Annotated in this window: 17 protein-coding genes; 9 read left to right on the top strand and 8 right to left on the bottom strand. The window is 33.9% G+C overall.

Annotated elements, in window-relative coordinates; translation table 11 throughout:
* Position 1: 1 nt before the first annotated feature.
* The 8 genes from PBT91_RS13345 to PBT91_RS13310 all read right to left on the bottom strand — a co-directional run bounded on the left by PBT91_RS13345 (position 2) and on the right by PBT91_RS13310 (position 9542).
* Complete coding sequence (locus PBT91_RS13345) at positions 2 to 484, bottom strand: DUF4199 domain-containing protein (protein ID WP_270058958.1); 483 nt, start codon at positions 482 to 484, stop codon at positions 2 to 4.
* A 436-nt stretch (positions 485 to 920) separates the two neighbouring features.
* Complete coding sequence (gene secA, locus PBT91_RS13340; protein WP_270058957.1) at positions 921 to 4298, bottom strand: preprotein translocase subunit SecA; 3378 nt, start codon at positions 4296 to 4298, stop codon at positions 921 to 923.
* Positions 4299 to 4387: 89 nt separating this feature from the next.
* Positions 4388 to 4609, bottom strand: a complete 222-nt coding sequence (locus PBT91_RS13335; protein ID WP_008272287.1) for a DUF2795 domain-containing protein — start codon at positions 4607 to 4609, stop codon at positions 4388 to 4390.
* A 155-nt stretch (positions 4610 to 4764) separates the two neighbouring features.
* Complete coding sequence (locus tag PBT91_RS13330; RefSeq protein WP_270058956.1) at positions 4765 to 5337, bottom strand: cob(I)yrinic acid a,c-diamide adenosyltransferase; 573 nt, start codon at positions 5335 to 5337, stop codon at positions 4765 to 4767.
* Between the two features lie 60 nt (positions 5338 to 5397).
* The gene (locus PBT91_RS13325) at positions 5398 to 5571 is read right to left on the bottom strand and encodes a hypothetical protein (protein ID WP_270058955.1); all 174 of its coding nucleotides are present in this window, start codon (positions 5569 to 5571) and stop codon (positions 5398 to 5400) included.
* A 225-nt stretch (positions 5572 to 5796) separates the two neighbouring features.
* Entirely contained in the window at positions 5797 to 6501 is a 705-nt protein-coding gene (locus PBT91_RS13320; protein ID WP_270058954.1) for an ABC transporter ATP-binding protein, read from the bottom strand.
* A 44-nt stretch (positions 6502 to 6545) separates the two neighbouring features.
* Positions 6546 to 7316 (bottom strand): O-methyltransferase, encoded by a 771-nt coding sequence (locus PBT91_RS13315; protein WP_270058953.1) that lies wholly within the window; start codon positions 7314 to 7316, stop codon positions 6546 to 6548.
* A gap of 357 nt (positions 7317 to 7673) precedes the next feature.
* Complete coding sequence (locus tag PBT91_RS13310; RefSeq protein ID WP_270058952.1) at positions 7674 to 9542, bottom strand: ABC-F family ATP-binding cassette domain-containing protein; 1869 nt, start codon at positions 9540 to 9542, stop codon at positions 7674 to 7676.
* Positions 9543 to 9649: 107 nt separating this feature from the next.
* Here PBT91_RS13310 and PBT91_RS13305 point away from each other — a divergent pair, with 107 nt between their 5' ends.
* From PBT91_RS13305 to PBT91_RS13265, 9 genes are all read left to right on the top strand, one after another.
* Positions 9650 to 10441 carry a polysaccharide biosynthesis/export family protein gene (locus PBT91_RS13305; protein ID WP_270058951.1) on the top strand — a complete coding sequence of 264 codons (792 nt, stop codon included), beginning with the start codon at positions 9650 to 9652 and terminating at the stop codon, positions 10439 to 10441.
* Positions 10442 to 12916, top strand: coding sequence for a polysaccharide biosynthesis tyrosine autokinase (locus PBT91_RS13300; RefSeq protein WP_270058950.1), 2475 nt, complete (start codon positions 10442 to 10444; stop codon positions 12914 to 12916).
* A gap of 28 nt (positions 12917 to 12944) precedes the next feature.
* A complete protein-coding gene (locus tag PBT91_RS13295; RefSeq protein WP_270058949.1) occupies positions 12945 to 13712 on the top strand; it encodes a class I SAM-dependent methyltransferase in 768 nt (255 codons plus the stop codon).
* A gap of 120 nt (positions 13713 to 13832) precedes the next feature.
* Complete coding sequence (locus tag PBT91_RS13290) at positions 13833 to 14693, top strand: ABC transporter permease (RefSeq protein ID WP_270058948.1); 861 nt, start codon at positions 13833 to 13835, stop codon at positions 14691 to 14693.
* On the top strand, positions 14693 to 15952 hold the full coding sequence (locus tag PBT91_RS13285; protein WP_270058947.1) for an ABC transporter ATP-binding protein: 1260 nt from the start codon (positions 14693 to 14695) through the stop codon (positions 15950 to 15952). The genes PBT91_RS13290 and PBT91_RS13285 overlap by 1 nt, the downstream gene beginning before the upstream one ends.
* Entirely contained in the window at positions 15939 to 17126 is a 1188-nt protein-coding gene (locus PBT91_RS13280; RefSeq protein WP_270058946.1) for a polysaccharide pyruvyl transferase family protein, read from the top strand. Before PBT91_RS13285 ends, PBT91_RS13280 begins: the two co-directional genes overlap by 14 nt.
* A 2-nt stretch (positions 17127 to 17128) precedes the next feature.
* Positions 17129 to 18007 (top strand): glycosyltransferase family 2 protein, encoded by an 879-nt coding sequence (locus tag PBT91_RS13275; protein ID WP_270058945.1) that lies wholly within the window; start codon positions 17129 to 17131, stop codon positions 18005 to 18007.
* Positions 18007 to 18906, top strand: coding sequence for a glycosyltransferase family 2 protein (locus PBT91_RS13270; RefSeq protein ID WP_270058944.1), 900 nt, complete (start codon positions 18007 to 18009; stop codon positions 18904 to 18906). Before PBT91_RS13275 ends, PBT91_RS13270 begins: the two co-directional genes overlap by 1 nt.
* Positions 18899 to 19855: a glycosyltransferase family 2 protein gene (locus PBT91_RS13265; RefSeq protein ID WP_270058943.1), complete on the top strand. Its 957-nt coding sequence runs from the start codon at positions 18899 to 18901 to the stop codon at positions 19853 to 19855. Before PBT91_RS13270 ends, PBT91_RS13265 begins: the two co-directional genes overlap by 8 nt.
* Positions 19856 to 19860: the final 5 nt, after the last annotated feature.

The raw sequence follows: 19860 nt of genomic DNA, 5'->3' as shown, positions 1-19860 counted from the left end.
TTTATTTCTCTTTCCTTTTAGTAATTAGCGCTACAATCGCTCCGGTCACGATTCCCATAGCAAGTGCATTAAAAATCTGCATAAATAGATACATTTTTGTGCTATGCATCGTCTCGGCATTTTCTACAGTCATGCCTTGTTGCTCTGAAAAAGCAATCATATTCTGAAGATAATTAGGGCTAATAACAGTAATCGCAAAATACTGGATAAGAGGAGTAAGAATTGTAATTACACCAGTAAGTATAACTCCGCTCATAAAACCCTGTTGCCATCCAAAATCTTCGTTTGTAAAATATTTGTCACGCTTTTCCTTTAAGGCTGCATAGTAAATTAAAAAAGCAATTACCGCGAAAAATAAAGAATATACTCCTTGAACATTGATATGCTCATCGTGCCAGCCCATCACTTTTTCAAAAGCAATCCAGATAAGTTGAGCAATCACAAAAGTGATTCCCCATTTTACTTCGACCTTAAATTTTTTCATTGCGCTTAAACCTTTTAATACAGCAAAAATAAGAAAGCATTTTTAAGACTGGTAAGCTAAAAATGGAATTTTAGTTTTAAACCTTGCTGTTGGATTATGAAATAGACTAAAGATTATAGAAAAAAGACACAAGAATCAGGAAACACTAAGACATAAACAGAATCACGTAAAAACTATAAAAAAATTGAACCTTAAACTTTTCAACCTCAAACTGCACCTTAGGTTCGCTATTTGAAGTAAAAAAAAGAGATTCGAGAAGCAAGATTCAGGAATCAGAAAAAGGACTATTGAACTTACTAGTTCATGGATTAATTTGAAAATGAGCTGATTTGAAAACGGTATAATACAATGTTGGATATTGAACCGAATACCGAAAAATGAAATAAAAAAAGCTGCCTTTTGATAAAGACAGCTTTTTTAATCTATTTTAGATAAATTATTCCGCTTTTTTAACGACAACCCATTCGCCACTTTCGATTAGCGGAATAGCCTGCTTAAATTTTACTGTTTTGCTTTCACCTTTGGTTACATGTTTAATCACTACTTTATCGTTACGACCAATTTTTGGTTGTTCACGTTTAATAGTTTCGGTTACCTGAGGACGTTGTGGTTGCTGTGCGCCACTAGCAGCTTGTCCTGCCGCACGACTTTGTGCCGCACGCTCATCAAGATTCTGAATTTCTTCTTTAGAAGCTTCAATCTTTTCCTGACGGCGTTTTCGTGCTTCGTGAATATTAGACATATTTCCTTCAGGAATTTCTCCTTTAAACAAGAATCCAATTACATCGCGATTCACATCTTCTAACATCGCTTTAAAAAGTTCGAATGCTTCGAATTTGTAAATTAACAAAGGGTCTTTTTGCTCGTGTACCGCTAACTGAACGCTTTGTTTCAATTCATCCATTTTTCGAAGATGCGTTTTCCAGGCATCATCGATAATGGCAAGTGTAATATTCTTTTCGAAATCTTTGATTAACTGCTCACCTTTTGTTTCGTAAGCTTTTTCAAGATTTGTGACTACCTGAAGTGTTTTTTGTCCGTCTGAGAATGGAACTGAAATTCTTTCGAAATTATTAGTTTCATCTTCGTAAACTTGTTGGATTACAGGATAAGCACGAGCTGCACTATGCTTTGTTTTTTCCTGGTAATGCTCATAGGCTGCTTTATATACTTCAGCAGTTATTTTTTGCGCGTTCATTTTTCCGAAGTCAGCTTCAGAAACTGGCGAACTCATAGAGAAATAACGAATTAATTCGAATTCGAAATTTTTATAATCGTTGGCTTGTTTATTTGTTTCAGAAATTAATTCAGAAATATCGAATATCATATTAGCAAGATCTACACGTAATCGTTCACCAAATAGGGCATGGTAACGACGTTTATAGATTACCTCACGTTGGGCATTCATAACATCATCATATTCTAATAGACGTTTACGGATACCAAAGTTATTCTCTTCGACTTTTTTCTGCGCTCTTTCAATAGATTTAGAGATCATTCCGTGTTGGATCACTTCTCCTTCTTCGAGACCCATACGGTCCATAAGCTTAGCAATCCTTTCAGATCCAAATAAACGCATTAAATTATCCTCCAAAGAAACGTAGAACTGAGAACTACCTGGATCTCCCTGACGACCGGCACGACCTCTTAACTGGCGATCGACACGACGAGAATCGTGACGTTCTGTACCAATAATTGCCAAACCACCGGCGTCTTTTACTTCTTTAGAAAGTTTAATATCGGTACCACGACCGGCCATGTTCGTTGCGATGGTTACGATACCACCTTTACCAGCCTCGGCAACAATATCGGCTTCTTTTTTATGCAATTTCGCATTTAATACGTTATGCGGAACATTTCTAAGTTTTAGCATTCTACTTAAAAGCTCAGAAATTTCTACGGAAGTTGTACCAATAAGCACTGGTCTTCCAGCTCTGGATAGCTCGGTAACGTGATCGATAACTGCATTGTATTTTTCACGTTTTGTTTTATAAACAAGATCGTCTTTATCGTTTCTGGCAATTGGACGGTTGGTTGGTATTTCGACAACATCTAATTCGTAAATCTCCCAGAATTCTCCTGCTTCAGTCACCGCAGTACCCGTCATACCCGAAAGTTTACGGTACATTCTAAAGTAATTTTGAAGCGTTACGGTTGCAAAAGTTTGCGTAGCATCTTCAATCTTCACATTTTCTTTTGCTTCTATCGCCTGGTGTAAACCGTCGCTATAACGACGCCCGTCCATAATACGACCGGTCTGCTCGTCTACGATCTTTACTTTATTATCCATTACCACATACTCGGTATCTTTTTCGAATAGGGTATAGGCTTTTAAAAGTTGGCGAAGCGTATGAATACGCTCACTTTTTACGCTGTAGTCACGGAAAAGCTCTTCTTTTTTCTCTGCTTCCTCTTCTTTAGTAAGATCTTCTTTTTCAATTTTGGCGATTTCCATACCAATTTCTGGTAGTACGAAAAAGTTAGGATCATTAGAACCAGAAAGATATTCGATACCTTTATCGGTAAGGTCGATCTGATTATTTTTTTCTTCAATAGTAAAGTACAATTCGGCATCAACCTTATGCATTTCGCGGTTGTTGTCCTGCATGTAATGATTTTCTGTCTTCTGAAGTAATTGTTTATTACCCTCCTGACTCAAATATTTAATTAATGCTTTATTCTTCGGAAGCGCTCTATAAGCACGTAAAAGTTGTAATCCGCCTTCTTTTTGATCGCCTTCAGCAATTAATTTCTTTGCAGCCTGTAAAAACTCGGTAGCCTTTTTACGCTGAATTTCGAAGATATTAGCAACTGCTGGTTTAAGCTGGTCAAATTCGTGTACATCTCCTTTAGGAATAGGTCCTGAAATAATTAACGGCGTACGAGCATCGTCTATTAAAACTGAATCCACCTCATCGACAATCGCATAGTTGTGTGGGCGTTGCACCAAATCGTCTGGAGCATGAGACATATTATCCCTTAGATAATCGAAACCAAATTCGTTATTTGTACCGTAGGTTATATCTGCATTATATGCTTTTCGACGCGCAGCAGAATTAGGGCGGTGATAATCTACACAATCTACGCTTAGGCCATGAAATTCGAAAATAGGTGCCATCCATGCGCTATCACGTTTTGCTAAATAATCGTTTACAGTTACCAGATGAACCCCGTTACCGGTAAGCGCGTTAAGATAAACAGGAAGAGTAGCTACAAGGGTTTTACCTTCCCCTGTTTGCATCTCTGCAATTTTCCCCTGGTGCATAGCAACACCACCAATTAGCTGTACATCGTAGTGAATCATATCCCAGGTTACCGGTTTACCGGCCGCATCCCAGGAATTGTTCCATATCGCTTTATCGTCCTGAAGATTTACATAATCTTTCTCTGCAGAAATTTCACGATCGTAAGCAGAGGCAGTAACCTCTAAAGTCTCATTATTAGCAAAGCGTTTCGCAGTTTCTTTAACCGTTGCAAAAGCTTCCGGTAAAATTTCATTAAGAACACCTTCTGATATTTCGTAAGATTTATCTTTTAATCCGTCGATTTCAGCATAAATATCTTCTTTACGCGTGATATCATCAGAAGTATCTGCTTCTTTTTCAAGATTTTCAATCTGTTGATTTACATCTTTTAAAGCATCTGCTATTGTTGATTTAAACTGAGTAGTTTTAGCGCGAAGCTCATCTAAAGTTAATGCCTCAAAATCGGCCTCAAGCGCTTTAATTTTATTTACTATTGGTTGTATTTCTTTGACATCCTTTTTGGATTTGTCGCCAACAAATACTTTTAATACAGATTCTAAAAAACTCATAGTTTTCCTATTATTAGGGGTTCAAATATACGCAAAAAAAAAGCCTCATTAAATAATGAGACTTTTAACTTTATAGGTATAAATGTAATTTAATATTCATCTTCGTTCCACAGATAATCTTCATCTGTTGGATAGTCGGGCCATATTTCTTCGATAGAATCATAAGAGTCACCTTCATCTTCTATGGCCTGAAGGTTTTCCACAACTTCTAGTGGTGCTCCTGTTCTAATGGCATAATCAATTAACTCATCTTTGGTTGCCGGCCATGGTGCATCACTAAGATAAGATGCTAATTCTAAAGTCCAGTACATTAGTTAATCGGGTTTTTAATTTCTGCAAAAATAATTTTTTTACTGAAATTCCCAAGAAAAAAGTCTAATTTTTATTCAATATTATTAAGAACATAGGTGAAAGAACTAAAATGCAGCGAAAAAGACGATTTACGGATTTTTAATTTACCGATTTCTTAAGATTTTTCTGGAATCCATTTAATTTCTTCAGCTTGCAGTTGTTTAGTCAATAGTCGTGCCAGCACAAAGAGGTAGTCAGACAGTCGGTTTAAGTATTTTAAAACTTCTTCATCAAAAACTTCTTCGTTGTAGAGTGCTGTACTTAAGCGTTCTGCACGCCTGCAAACGCATCTGGCTATGTGACAGAATGACACGCTTTGATGCCCGCCCGGTAGCACAAAATGCGTCATTTCGGGAAGTTCCTCATTCATTCTATCCATTTCAGTTTCTAAGAGATGAATATCCTCTTCAGAAATTCTGGGAATATTAAGACGAGATTTTCCGTTTTTCAGGGTTGCTTTTTCGGGATCTGTTGCGAGAATTGAACCAATGGTAAAAAGTTTATGCTGAATATCCAGTAAAACTTCCGCAGTAATTTTATCAATTTTTTGATCTCTTATAAGACCAATATGGGCGTTAAGTTCGTCTACGGTACCATAACTTTCGATACGAATATGATGTTTTGGAACACGAGTACCTCCAAATAATGCGGTTGTTCCTTTATCGCCAGTTTTAGTATAAATTTTCATTCAGTATTTTTTTCAGAAGAACAAATAGGAGAGCGAAGTTACAAAAGTAAATAGTGTAGCTTATTTAGTAGTTCTATCTTTTTCTTCTTCTTTTTTGCGATCCTGATATCTTCTACGGAAGTCGGTGTTTTCGTTTCGTCTTTTTTTGCGTTGTTTGGCGCCCATCGAGAATACAAGCAAACCAATGGCTATGATAACGAGATAAATATAAGATTCTTGATCTAATTGAAACACAAGCTTAAGATTCTAGGTTAAGACTGCAAAGTTATGATTTTTATGGAAAGCAAATGACTGTTAGTGATCAACTACAAATTTTCTTTAGTTGAAATAAATGCTTTAAGAAGAAAAAAAACAAAAATTCTTCAGCTAAAATAATCTGAGAATATTTTGAAATAAAACATTCAAAATTTAAGATTTTAGATAAATAAATAGTTTTAGCTTCGAATTTATATATTTTCACTACTTACTACTTACTACTTCTTTCCTGGTATCACTTTCAATTACCCCATCACGAAGTCTAATTACCCTATGTGCATGTTCTGCAATATCTTCTTCGTGAGTAACAAGAATTACGGTATTTCCTGCGGCATGGATAGCATCAAAAAGACTCATAATCTCAACAGAAGTTTTGGAATCCAGGTTTCCTGTAGGCTCATCTGCAAGAATAATCGAAGGTTTATTTACCAAAGCTCTACCTACAGCCACACGTTGTCGTTGCCCTCCTGAAAGCTGATTAGGTTTATGATCCATACGATCACCAAGACCAACATCGGTTAAAACCTCTTCGGCTCTTTTTTTGCGATCGGCTTTTGAGGCACCGGCGTAGATCATAGGAAGTGCAACATTATCTAAAGCAGTTGTTCGTGGAAGTAAATTAAAAGTCTGAAAAACGAAACCAATTTCTTTATTACGAACTTCGGCAAGTTCGCTATCGGTCATTTGGCTAACATCTTTTCCGTTCAAGATATAAGAACCACCGGTTGGTGTATCTAAGCATCCCAATAAGTTCATTAAAGTTGATTTCCCTGAACCAGAGGGTCCCATGAATGCTACATATTCACCGCGATCGATATCCAGATCGATACCTTTAAGCACTTTTACAACTTCCTGTCCTAAAGGGAAATTTCGAATAATATTTCTAATTTCGATAACCTTCTTGCTCATAGAAAATCAATTTATAAAGGTATGACGCTAAGAGTTTGTTTTTGTTACAATCTAATTTTAAAATGTTCTTTTACTTGTTCCCTGCGGAAGAAAACTAAGCCTAAATGGAAGCTGTCGATAGTAACTTGTACTTTATGATGATTTTGAATTTCTAACCAAGCTTGTTCCATTTCTTCGGAAAGGTGAATATCATCAAAAATAAAAACAGAATTGTTATGTGCGGTTGGCAAAAGTGCTTTGAAATACTGAAGTGTAGCTGTTTTTTGATGATTACCATCGAAATAAATTAAATCGAATTTTTGGGAATTTGAGAAATCAGATACATAGTGTTGAAATTCGCCAATTTTAAGTTCAATATTTTTAAAACCGAATTTCTTCAATTGCTGTTGCGCAATATTGGCGGTTTTAGGGCAACCTTCTATGGTGGTTAAAGTTGTTTTTTCTGCGGAGGCAATTGCTGCGGATGCAATACCTAAACTGGTGCCAAGTTCCAGACAATTTCTGATCTCAAGGTATTGCGTAATGCGGAATAAAAATTTTGCTTTTTTTGAAGTAATTCCGGCGACTTTTGCGATTTTTGAAACCTTCCTTTTATTACTTTTAAAAACCCGACTACCCGCACCAAAATCGGTTACCTCAATTTCAGAAGTGTTTTTTAGAAGATCAACTTTGTATTTTTTGATTTGTTGATATTCGGGATATTTATTTTTATCGTAAAAACAATTAGTCACCAAATCGTACACAAAAGGAGAATGCAATCCGTGCTGATTTTGCGAAGCAAGTAGAAATTTTATGTAAGCTTTTAATTGATGCAATTTTTTAGTTAGGACGTTACGGTTTGAATGATCAATAATCAATTTTTAATCGTGCTTTAATAAAAAGCAGCTCAAAAATATACAATTTCGTATTTCGGTATTTTTCACTTCCAATTTTACAAACAATTTTAGATAATTCCAGGTTTCAAAATTAAAAGTCTTAACAAGAAATGATTCAAAATTCATCATTCAAAATTAATAATGATTTTTTATGCAGTAACAAATCACCGCATCTTAAAATTATTATCTCTTATCTCTTATCTCTTATCTCTTATCTCTTATCTCTTGTCTCTGGTCTGTTTTGTCTTTTGCTTTCAGAAATAAAATCTTAAATGAAGACGGTATTATATCAACATGCTAACTCTCCATTTTCTCCATCAATTCAAACCAGCGTTCGGTTTTGCTTTCGATCTGTTTCTCGATATCTTTTAACTCTAAAGAAGTTTTATCGATTTCCTCCCCGCTCAGCTCTTCCAGAAATTTTTTCTGAACTTCTTCTTTTTTCTTCTCGAGTTTAGCGATTTCCCGTTCTAATTTTTGATATTCTTTTTGCTCGTTATAGCTTAATTTGGTTCCTGTACTTTCGTCTTTCCAATCGTTTTTAGTTGACTTTTCTGAAGGTTCATTTTTATCCTCAGCAGCATCTAAACTTCCTTCATAGGCACGATAATCTGAATAATTTCCGGGGAAATCTTCAATTGTTTTATTTCCAGGGAAAACAAAAAGGTGGTCTACAATCTTATCCATAAAATAACGATCGTGAGAAACAACCAGCAAACAGCCAGGATAATCCAATAGAAAGCTTTCCAAAACATTTAAAGTAACAATATCTAGATCGTTGGTAGGCTCGTCCAGAATTAAAAAGTTTGGATTCTGAATTAAAACCGTACACAAATACAATCTTTTTTTCTCTCCACCACTTAATTTTTCTACGAAGTCATATTGTTTTTTTCTATCGAAAAGAAAACGTTCTAACAATTGCTGAGCAGAAATTTGCCTTCCTTTTTTAAGCGGAATAAAGTCCCCAAATTCTCGAATCACATCGATAACTTTCTGTCCTGGTTTTACTTTAATCCCGCGCTGGGTATAATATCCAAATTTTATGGTTTCGCCAACCACTACTTTACCGGTGTCTGGCTGAAGATCACCAGTAAGAATATTTAAAAACGTAGATTTTCCCGTACCGTTTTTACCAATTATACCGGCACGTTCTCCTTTTTGAAAATTGTAATCGAAATTTTCGAAAAGCACTTTATTTTCAAAACTTTTGGAAATATTATGCAGTTCTACCATTTTGCTTCCCAGGCGCTCCATGTTAATTTCTAATTGAACCTGATGGTCTTTGCGTCTTTTAGAAGCTCGATCTTTTATTTCGTGAAAATCGTCGATTCTGGATTTCGATTTTGTAGTACGTGCTTTGGGTTGTTTACGCATCCAGTCCAATTCCTTTTTAAAAAGCTGTTTTGCCTTAACGGTATTGGTATTTTCTAATTCAATTCGCGATTCTTTTTTATCTAAATAATAGGAATAATTTCCTTTATAAGTATATAAATTTCCTTCATCTAGCTCTACAATTTCATTACACACACGTTCCAAAAAATATCTGTCGTGCGTTACCATAAAAATGGTGAAATTTTCTTTTCTGAAAAATTCTTCCAGCCATTCGATCATATCCAGATCTAAATGGTTGGTAGGTTCGTCCATTACTATAAAATCTGGTTTTTGCAAAAGCATATTGGCTAAAGCTAATCGCTTTTTCTGGCCACCAGAGAGGTTTTTCACTTCTTTTTGAAGGTCTTCAAGTTTTAACTGAAAAAGAATTTGTTTGTATTGGGTTTCAAAATCCCATGCCTGGGCGGCATCCATTTCCTCGAAAGCTTTTTGATAAGCTTCAGCATCTGAAGGATTTTCTAAAGCAGCTTCGTAGCGCTTTATAATTTCTAGAGTTTCATTTTCCGCAGAAAAAATAGTTTGTTCTACCGTTAAATTTGGATTTAAGTCGGGTTCCTGAGGTAAAAAAGCCGTCTTAATATTCTTACGGTAGACTACATTTCCTTCATCTGGGGTGTCAAATCCGGCCAGGATGTTAAGAAGCGAAGTTTTTCCAGTCCCATTTTTGGCGACAAAGCCTACTTTTTGCCCCTCATTGATTCCGAAGGATATATCGGTGAATAATATACGTTCACCATAAGATTTTGCAATATTTTCAACAGAAAGGTAATTCACAATTTTTCAGTTTAACCGCAAATAAAGTTAAATTATCGATATTCATCTTAATTATTTTATTATTAATGCGCAAGAATTATATTTGTTAAAAATTTGTGAAGCCCCTTATGACTAGAATTTTATTACTACTAGTACTCGCGCTATCTTTAATGTCTACTTCTTGTATTTCTACAAAGAAGTTATCTTACCTTCAGGAAGATAAGGCAAGCATTGATAGTATTGTAGATGTTCATCGTCTAAATAAACCTTACCGCGTACAAGTTGGCGATCTTCTAAGTATAAGAGTGAAAGCTCTAGATCAAGATATTGTAGGGATGTTTAATCCTGTGAACGAAGGGAATGCCAATGCAACAGGAGAAGAAAGAATGTACTATGATGGTTTTGCTGTAGATGAACATGGTAATATTCGCGTTCCTACCTTGGGTGAAGTTAATGTGATGGGGTATACTGTTGAAGAAATAAGGGAAAAAATAGAAAATAGATTACTATCTGAATATTTTAGAGAGCAGGCGAACATCTTTGTCACTGTAAAGCTTGCGGGAATACGATATACAACTATCGGTGAAATAGGAGCAGGTAGTAATGTATTGTATAAAGAGCGAGTTACGATAATGGAAGCGATAGCTAATGCGGGAGGGATTAGCGACGTCGGCAATAGAGAAGATGTGAAGATTTTAAGGCAATATCCTCACGGCGAGGAAGTGCACCATATAGATTTAACAAATTTGGATGCTGTAAAGAGTGCCTATTACTACATACAGCCCAACGATCTGATAATCGTCGATCCCTTGCCACAAAAATCATTGGGTGCTGGTACAACCGGAATTGAGAGTTTTAGAACCATAGGTACAGTTTTTTCGTTAATTTCAACAACAATCTTATTATTTACTAGGTTTTAAATGGCGAATGAAGAAGATCACATATCTGATGTAGGTTCCACCTTCGATTTTAAAGGTTTTGTGCTAAAAGTGATTAGTTATTGGAAACTTATATTGTTTTCAGTAACGGTAAGTTTAGCCGTAGCTTATTACAACAATGTTAGGAAACTACCGGTTTATCAATTAGGTAATTCGATTTCTATAAAGGATGATCAAAATCCTTTTTTTACCAGTAATACGAGTTTGACTTTTAATTGGGGGGGAACATCAGATAAAGTTAATACAGCTATAACCATTTTAAGATCTAGAACCCATAATGAAGAAGTTGTAGAACGACTGGGATTTTATGTTGATTATAGAAAGGATGGGGAATATCAACGCGTAGATGCCTATGGAGAGACTCCTTTTGAAGTAATTGTTGATACCACAAAGTTTCAGGCATTAGATATAACTTATAAAATTGTGTCTGTAAGCGAGGACAATTTTCAAATTACAGCAGCAATCCCCGGCAGTTTTACATTACAATCTTATGGTTCTAAGGACAAAAAAAATGGTGGAACACAAGAAGAAATAGCTTTTAGTAAAACGTATAAGTTTGGAGAAAAAATTGAAACTCCTTTTTTGAATGCTAGGATAATACGCTCAGAAAACGGACTCCAGGAAGATAAGAGCTTTTATGTTCGTTTTTTAAATTTTGACTCGGCTGTTTCTAGATATAAAAATGTTTCTGTAAAGCCTGAGTCTAATGGAGCTTCGGTACTTAGCTTATCTCAAACGGGTAATAACAAGGCTCGATTAGTTGATTACTTAAATGGATCGGTAAACGTTCTTAGTGATAATATGTTAGCGAGAAAAAATCTTTTTGCTACAAAGACTATAGCTTTTATAGACAGTAGTTTAAATGTTAAATCTCGCGAATTGAGATTGGTGGAAAGCGAACTTAATTCTTATAAAAATGACAACGAGATTTTAGATATTTCGGCGGAAAGTCAGCAGCTTTCTAGTAAACTTTTTGATCTTGATTCCAGAAAAGAAAATATAAGCAGGCAGTTGTCGTATTACCAAACGCTGAGAACATATTTAGAAACACGTACAGATTATTCAGATATTCCGGCACCATCAGTAGCAGGAATTTCTGAAGGTAGTATAGCTAGTGCTGTTTCCCGGTTAATAACTTTAGCAGAAGAGCGAAGCAACTACCAGTACTCGTTAAAAGAAGGAGCTCCGATTTTCGCAGATATCGACAGGCAAATTAACAGTGTAAAATCAGTTTTGCTTGAAAATATTACAAGTTCCAAAGGATTGCTTCAAAGTGAATTGAGAGATATCAACGGGCAAATATCTACAGCTGAATCAAAAATTAGAGAGCTACCAAAGGAAGAGCAGGATTTACTTAAAATTCAGCGTAAATATAATATTAGTGAAAAAACGTATAATCTCTTTTTAGAAAAGCGTAATGAAGCAGGACTTATAAAAGCAGCTAATGTTAGTGATGTGCTGATTATCGATAAAGCTAAAGATATTGGAGGTGGCCGAATAGGACCGAACACTCAACTCAATTATGTAATGGCAGTTATGGTAGGTGGAGTTATTCCGTTAACCTTCGTTTTTTTATTGGTTTTCTTGAATACAAATATTCATAACGCGCAAGAAGTAGAACGTTTATCGCCTATTCCTATTTTAGGAATGATTGGTAGGAGTAAAATGAATAGTAATCTTGCTGTTTTTGAAAGCCCGAAATCTTCAATTTCTGAAGGATTTAGAGGTTTACGATCCAGCTTGCAATTTATGTACAAAAAACAAGGGGTAGAAGGAGCAAAAACTTTGCTTATTACGTCTTCTGTTTCAGGAGAAGGAAAAACATTTTCTGCGATGAATATGGCAACTGTCTTTGCCATGAGTCAGCGAAAAACCGTTTTGGTAGGATTGGATTTGCGTAAACCCAAGATTTTTGATGACTTTGGTTTGAACAATGATTTAGGAGTAAGTAATTATTTAATACAGGATGCCACTTCCGAAGAAATTATTCAGGAAAGTAAAATCCCTTTTCTTGATGTGATTACTGCCGGGCCGGTACCGCCAAATCCGTCAGAATTACTTATGAACGATCAAATGGAAATTCTAATCAATGAACTTCGTAAAACCTACGATTACATTATTTTAGATACCCCGCCTATTGGATTGGTTGCAGATGCATTGAATTTAGTAAAGTTTGCCGATGCTACTATTTATATGGTTAGACAGGATTACACAAAACGAGGAATGTTAGAGTCTATTAATCAGAAATATGCCAAAGGAGAGATAAAAAATATAAGTTTTGTACTGAATCACTTTGTACATCGAGCAAAATATGGCTATGGCTATGGTTACGGCTATGGTTATGGCTACGGCTATGGCTACGGCTATAATCGTTATAATAACGGGTATGGTGAAGCGCCATCTACACGATCTCAATTTAGGAAATCATGGGAGAAGTTTAAGCGCAAGTTTGAATAAAATAAGTTATTAGTGGATATCTAATATTATGAAAGCGAGAACAAGAGAAGAAATAAACCAGACCGAAAGAGATTACTGGAACGAGGGCAAATTAGATCGTACTAAAATAAAAAAGCTTAGAAGGCACGCTTTTTTTTATTCTTATAAACGCGAAAAAAAGATTATCAATAAATTACTTCTAGATTTTGATGATAAGGATGTGTTGGAAATTGGTTCTTATACATGGGCGGCCTGGTTTGATAAATCTACCAAACCTAAAAGTTTAACCTGTATAAATATTTCTGAACAGGAATTAGAAAATGGCAAAAAGCACGCGATTTCGAGAGATTTTCCGGTAAACCATTATTTGATGGACGCCAATGATTTAACTTTTGAAGATGAATCTTTTGATATCGTTTTTGGTGGCGCAATACTTCATCATTTAGATGTAGGAAAGTCAATATCTCATATTCACAGAGTATTGAAGCCTGGTGGAAAAATCATTTTTTTAGAACCTTTAAATATGAATCCTTTATATAAGATTTACAGGAAGATGAATCCTCAAGAAAGAACACCAGATGAACATGCTTTAGTATCGAAAGACTTTAAAATCATAAAAGAGAAATTTACATTTAATCATTACTTTTTCGACTTCTTTACTGTGATTTTTGGAGTTATTTCTTTAAAAGTTTATGGAGATAAAAATTATGATAACTGGATCAATAAATTAGCGTCTAATCTAGATATTTTTGTTTCTAAAATCCCATTTTTATATCCTTTATTCGCAAGGGTGATTATTTATGGAAATAAAAAATAGTCTGTATAAAATTTAGATGTTTCTAATATGAATAAAGAAATTTCCATTCAAGATACAAACAAGCACTTTAAATAAACCAAACGAAAAACAAACGGAACGGTAAAGCCTCCAAAGAAATTCATGAATCATACAGAAGATAACTGGTTATATGAAATTAGTCCTAAACGGAAACTGATCGACCTGAATTTTAAAGAAATTTGGCGATATCGGGATTTATTAGTTTTATTTGTTAAGCGAGATATCACGACGGTTTATAAGCAAACGATTTTAGGACCGCTTTGGTTTTTTATTCAACCTTTGTTTACGTCGGTAATTTACACACTGGTTTTTAATAATATTGCAAATATACCCACCGGTGAAGTCCCCAGTTTTTTATTCAATTTAACCGGAATAACGGCATGGAATTATTTTAACGAATGTTTTTCCAGTACCTCAAATACCTTTAATCAAAACGCCGCTTTATTTGGGAAAGTGTATTTTCCCAGGGTGATCATGCCCATGAGTAAAGTTATTGCAGGCTTGGTGAAATTTGGAATTCAGTTATTGATTTTAATCATATTTTACGCTTATTTTCTATGGCAAGGATTTAGTATATCGCCAAACATGAATATTTTATTATTTCCTGTATATGTATTATTAATGGCATTAATGGGCTTAGGTTTTGGAATGATCATTTCTGCAATGACCACAAAATATCGAGATTTAACAGTTTTGATTGGTTTCGCAACCTCGCTGTTAGTTTATGTTTCCGCTGTACCTTACCCTGTAAGTCAGGTAGAAGAGAAGATGCCCAAATTGGCGTGGTTGGTAAAAATGAATCCGTTAACCCAAATTATTGAAGGCTTTCGATATATGATTTTAGATGAAGGCGTGTTTACTAGCTTAGGACTTTTATATACTATCGCGGTGAGTGTGTTTATTTTTATACTAGGCTTGCTTATTTTTAATAAAACGGAAAAGAATTTTATAGATACGGTATAATGAGCGTAATATTAAAAGCTGAAAATATTTCGAAACAATACCGTTTAGGAACGGTTGGTACAGGTACTTTGAGTCACGACCTTAACAGATGGTGGCATCAAATTCGGGGAAAAGAAGATCCTTATTTAAAAGTAGGTGCCGTGAACGATCGGTCAGCGAAAGCCAGCGAAGATTATGTTTGGGCGTTACGTGATATTAATTTTGAAGTAAAACCGGGGGAGGTTTTAGGGATTATCGGCAAAAATGGCGCGGGAAAATCTACTTTATTAAAGCTTCTTTCCAGAATAACCGCTCCAACCACAGGAAGTATAAAAACCAGAGGACGTATCGCTTCTTTATTGGAAGTGGGAACGGGTTTTCATCCGGAATTAACCGGAAGAGAAAATATATTTTTGAACGGCGCAATTCTGGGCATGACTAAAACCGAAATTAGATCTAAAATCGATGAAATTATCGCGTTTTCCGGTTGCGAAATGTATATCGATACGCCGGTAAAAAGATACAGTAGCGGGATGCGTGTGCGTTTGGGGTTTGCAGTCGCTGCACATTTAGAACCCGAAATTTTGGTTGTTGATGAGGTTTTAGCAGTCGGAGATGCCGAATTTCAGAAAAAAGCGATAGGGAAAATGCAAGATCTTTCTACCGGAGAAGGTAGAACAGTGCTTTTTGTAAGTCATAATATGGCGAGTGTTAAGAGTTTGTGTACAAGAGGGATGGTTTTAGAGAATGGAGGAACGGTATTTCAAGGTAATATTGAACAAGCAATTAGCAATTATTTATCCTCGAAGGATCAAAAATTCAGTTTTAATAATTCCGGAAGGGTTAAAAAGTCTAATAAAATAGGTATCCAAAATCTTCGAATTCTAAATGAATATAATACAGAAATTGAAACAATTTTATCAGGAGAAACGCTTTATTTCGAAATTAAATTGAATGCATCCGAAAATTTGAATTCTTTACATATTGGTCTGGGAATATATAGTAATGAAGAAATCCCGCAGTTTCATTGTTCAACAGAAACTTTGAATCAGCCTTACTTCAATATCGAAAAAGGAGAAAAGACTGTCTATTTAAAAATACCAAAGTGGCCCTTGGCTTCAGGAAGCTATTATCTTAATATTTATTTGAGATATGAAAATGAAACTATAGATTATGTAAAAGAAGCGGTTTGGATTAAATCTGAAAAAGGCGATTTTTACAATACCGGATTTTTACCAAATTGGAATAAGGGATTTATGTGCGAATATGAGTGGAAATAAAAAAATAATACATTTTTTGTCTGCGTCAGATCGATTAAATTATGGGGATTTGCTTTTTCCTATAATTTTTAAAGAAATGCTGAATAGACATAATATACAAGCCGAGTTTTATAATTACGGGATTGTGAAAAGCGATCTATCATATTTTGGAGCGATGCCTACTAGAAGCTATAGGTCTTTTATGAAAAATGTAAAAAAACAAGGTGGGAATGTAGTCATTGGAGGAGGGGAGGTTTTATTTGTTGATTGGGGCTCCTTATTAGCTTTTATTAATATTAGATATTCTAAACTTTTATATAACAAGGTATTTAGTAGAATTGAAAGAAGATTTAATTTGACGAGGTATTTGTTGTCAAACGGACACGTTTTGGTTCCTTTTGCACCGAGCAAAAATGAACTAAATAATAATAATGTTTGCATCATTTATAATTCTGTGGGAGGTGTGTTTTCTAATTCAAGATTGATTTCTAAACGAAAGTTGTTTGCGAGAAATATTTCTAGTGCAAACTATTTATCAGTGAGAGATGCAAGAGTTAAAGAATCTTTATTAACAGAAAGAATTAAATCGAAATTAGTTCCTGATTCAGCTTTGATAATTTCGGATCTTTTTTCCATTGAAGAAGTATGTGATAGAATATCTTTTAATCCCGAACATTTTAAAGACTATATATTTCTTCAAGTAGGAAAACCGTATACACCAAAAGACAAAGAAAAATTTTATAAATCATTTGTAGAATTATCGGAAGACCTCAATACCAAAATTTTACTATGTCCGATAGGTCTGGCTCCAAGACATGAGGATGATTATTTTTTAAAAGAAATGCAATTATATAGTGATCAATTCATATTTTTTTATCCAAAAAATGTTTATGATATCATGTATCTTATTGGAAATTCTAAAATTTATGTTGGTACAAGTTTACATGGTTTAATAACGGCGCAAAGTTTTAGTGTGCCTTTTGTGCCTATTAACAATAAGATTAAGAAACTTAAAGAATACTGTAATACTTGGACTTCACAAAATATTGATGAATGCATTGAATATGATAATATAAGTTCTATCACGAAAATTTTTAATAATTGGAATTATTTAATCGCTGGACAAAATTTGGTAGAACAAAAGAATATGGTTTATGGAAATTTTGAAAATATTTTTTTAGAACTTAAATTTTAGATATGTCTCCTCCATTAGTTTCTATTTGTATCCCGACTTATAATGGCGAGACATATTTGCAGGATGCCTTGAATTCTATTTTAAAGCAAAATTTTAAGGATTTTGAGGTAATTATAAGTGATGATTGTTCTACAGATAATACTCTAAATATTATCGCAAGCTTTAAAGAAAATACAGATTTTCCTGTAAGGGTTTATAATCATATACCTCAGGGTATTGGGGCAAACTGGAATAATTGTCTAAAACATGCTAACGGAGAGTATATTAAATTTCTATTTCAGGATGATATACTTTATCCCGATTGTATCGAAAAGATGATTGCAGTACTGGAAAATAAGAAAGATTTAGCATTAGTTGCTTCGAAAAGAGATTTTATAATAGAATCTAATTTCAATCAAGAATTAGAGGTGTGGATAAATACGTATAGTGATCTTCAATCTGAATTTAAGCAGGCTTATTCTAAAACCTTAATTCTGGATAAAAAGATATTTAGTTCTAAAACCTTTTTAAAATCTCCATTAAATAAGATTGGCGAGCCATCAGTAGTGATGTTTAGAAAGGATGTGCTAAAAAAGACAGGAAACTTTAGAGGGGATTTAAAGCAAATATTAGATTACGAATTCTATTATCGTATTTTAAAGAAATATAAAATCGTTATTCTACCTGAAAAATTAGTAGGATTTAGAATTCACGAAAATCAGGCTACAAATATTAACCGATCATCAAAGATCGATGATTATAAAATCTACAATCAGATTTTATATAAGGATTATTTTTGGCTGCTTAATCGCAAACAACAAAAAAAGTTGTTTTTAAAATTTCATCCACTTTCACCTTTTATAAAACGAGCTATCAAGGCGAAGAATGTAATACTGAAATAATGATTGTAATTGTTACCTACAACGGCTTAAAATGGATAGACAAATGTCTTCAATCATGTGAAGATCATCCTATTGTTGTTGTAGATAACAATAGTTCGGATAGTACTGTAGATTTTATAAAACAAAATTATCCTAAAGTTCATTTAATTGAACAAGAGAAAAATTTGGGTTTTGGGCAGGCTAATAACATAGGGATTTCTTATGCATTAAATCATGGAGCACATTATGTTTTCCTATTAAATCAAGATGCTTATCTTATAGGGGACTGTCTTGAAAGGCTGATTGAAATTCAACAAAAAAACATGCAATTTGGAATAGTAAGTCCTATTCATTTAAATGGTGATGGAACGCATCTGGATTATAATTTTTCAAAATACGCAGCTATAAATCGAAACTTTTATTCAGATTATATTCTAAATAAATCTTTAAAAAATATTTATGAAGTTCCATTTGTAAATGCAGCAGGATGGTTAATTTCGAGAAAGTGCTTAGAAACCGTTGGCGGATTTGATCCTATCTTTTTTCATTATGGGGAGGATGATAATTATTGCCATCGTGTTAGATATCATCAACTTAAAATAGGTATAGTAACCGAAACATATATCAAACATGACAGGGTTCAAAAGAATATAATAAAGTCGGAAAGTTTAAGTTTAAAGGAACGAAAATATAAAGTTGAATATGCCAATCCGGCCAGAAAAGATTTTGAGCAACAATTTTCTAATAAATTACAACTTACTAAACGCTCTATTGTTAAAAATAAGTTCATGCTAAGATTTTCAAAATTAAAAAGTTTAGAAAAGCATTTAAAAATGCTTTTAAGAATCCAGAAAGAAATCTCAAATACTCGAAAAATAATCTCAAAACCAGGTACACATTTTTTAAAAATAAATGAATAATCCTATAGTTTCTATAATCATTCCAACTTATAATCGGGCTCATTTTATTGGTGAAACCCTGGAATCTGTAATCGCCCAAACCTATCAAAACTGGGAGTGTATTGTAATAGATGATGGTTCTACCGACTATACGGAAGAGTTGATGGAATTTTATTCCCAAGTAGACGCTCGCATACAATATCATCATCGTCCGGCTCATAGACCAAAAGGTGCTAATGCTTGTAGAAATTATGGTTTTGAATTGAGTACAGGGGAATATATCAATTGGTTTGATAGTGATGATTTGATGCATCATAACAAAATAAATATTCAAGTATCAGAATTATTAAAAAATAAATATAGTGTATCCCTATGTCAAAATTTGATATTTGATGAGAACCCTTTTAATATATTAGGTCATAGGAGTAAAGAATTTCAATCTTGTACGCCTTTTGAGGATTATTTGAAAACTAATATTGTATGGTTGACTCCATCGTTTTTGATTTTGAAAGAAAAATTATTTGAATTGGATTATTTATTCGATGAAGAACTCAAAGCTGCTCAAGAATGGGAGTTTTTTTCAAGATTTTTATTTCTTAAGCCAAAGATTGTTTTTACAAATGTCTCTTTGGATTTTATAAGGAAGCACAAAGAAAGTATATCTTACGATGAAAATAATTTTAGAATAAAAAACTTAAATTATTTTTTAGCTAGATTTAAAATCTATCAAAATGAATACTTATTCTTAAATTCAGATTGTAAAATGTATCTTAAGGATTTTTTACTTAACTATTTTAAATTTTTTTTAAAACGAAAATTTTTCAAAGAATCATGGTTGATTTTTCGTGTTTTTATTCTTTTTGATAATAGTTTGAATTTCAAGATAAAAATAATAAGTCTTTTATCTTTAGTGAGTTATTTTTTAACAGGACGAGGTTATTTATTCTTAAGGACACTAAATATTAATTAAGTCAG

The sequence above is a fragment of the Zunongwangia sp. HGR-M22 genome (assembly GCF_027594425.1).
In the GTDB taxonomy this organism is placed as follows: Bacteria; Bacteroidota; Bacteroidia; order Flavobacteriales; family Flavobacteriaceae; genus Zunongwangia.
This window is presented reverse-complemented; position numbering and strand designations above follow the sequence as displayed.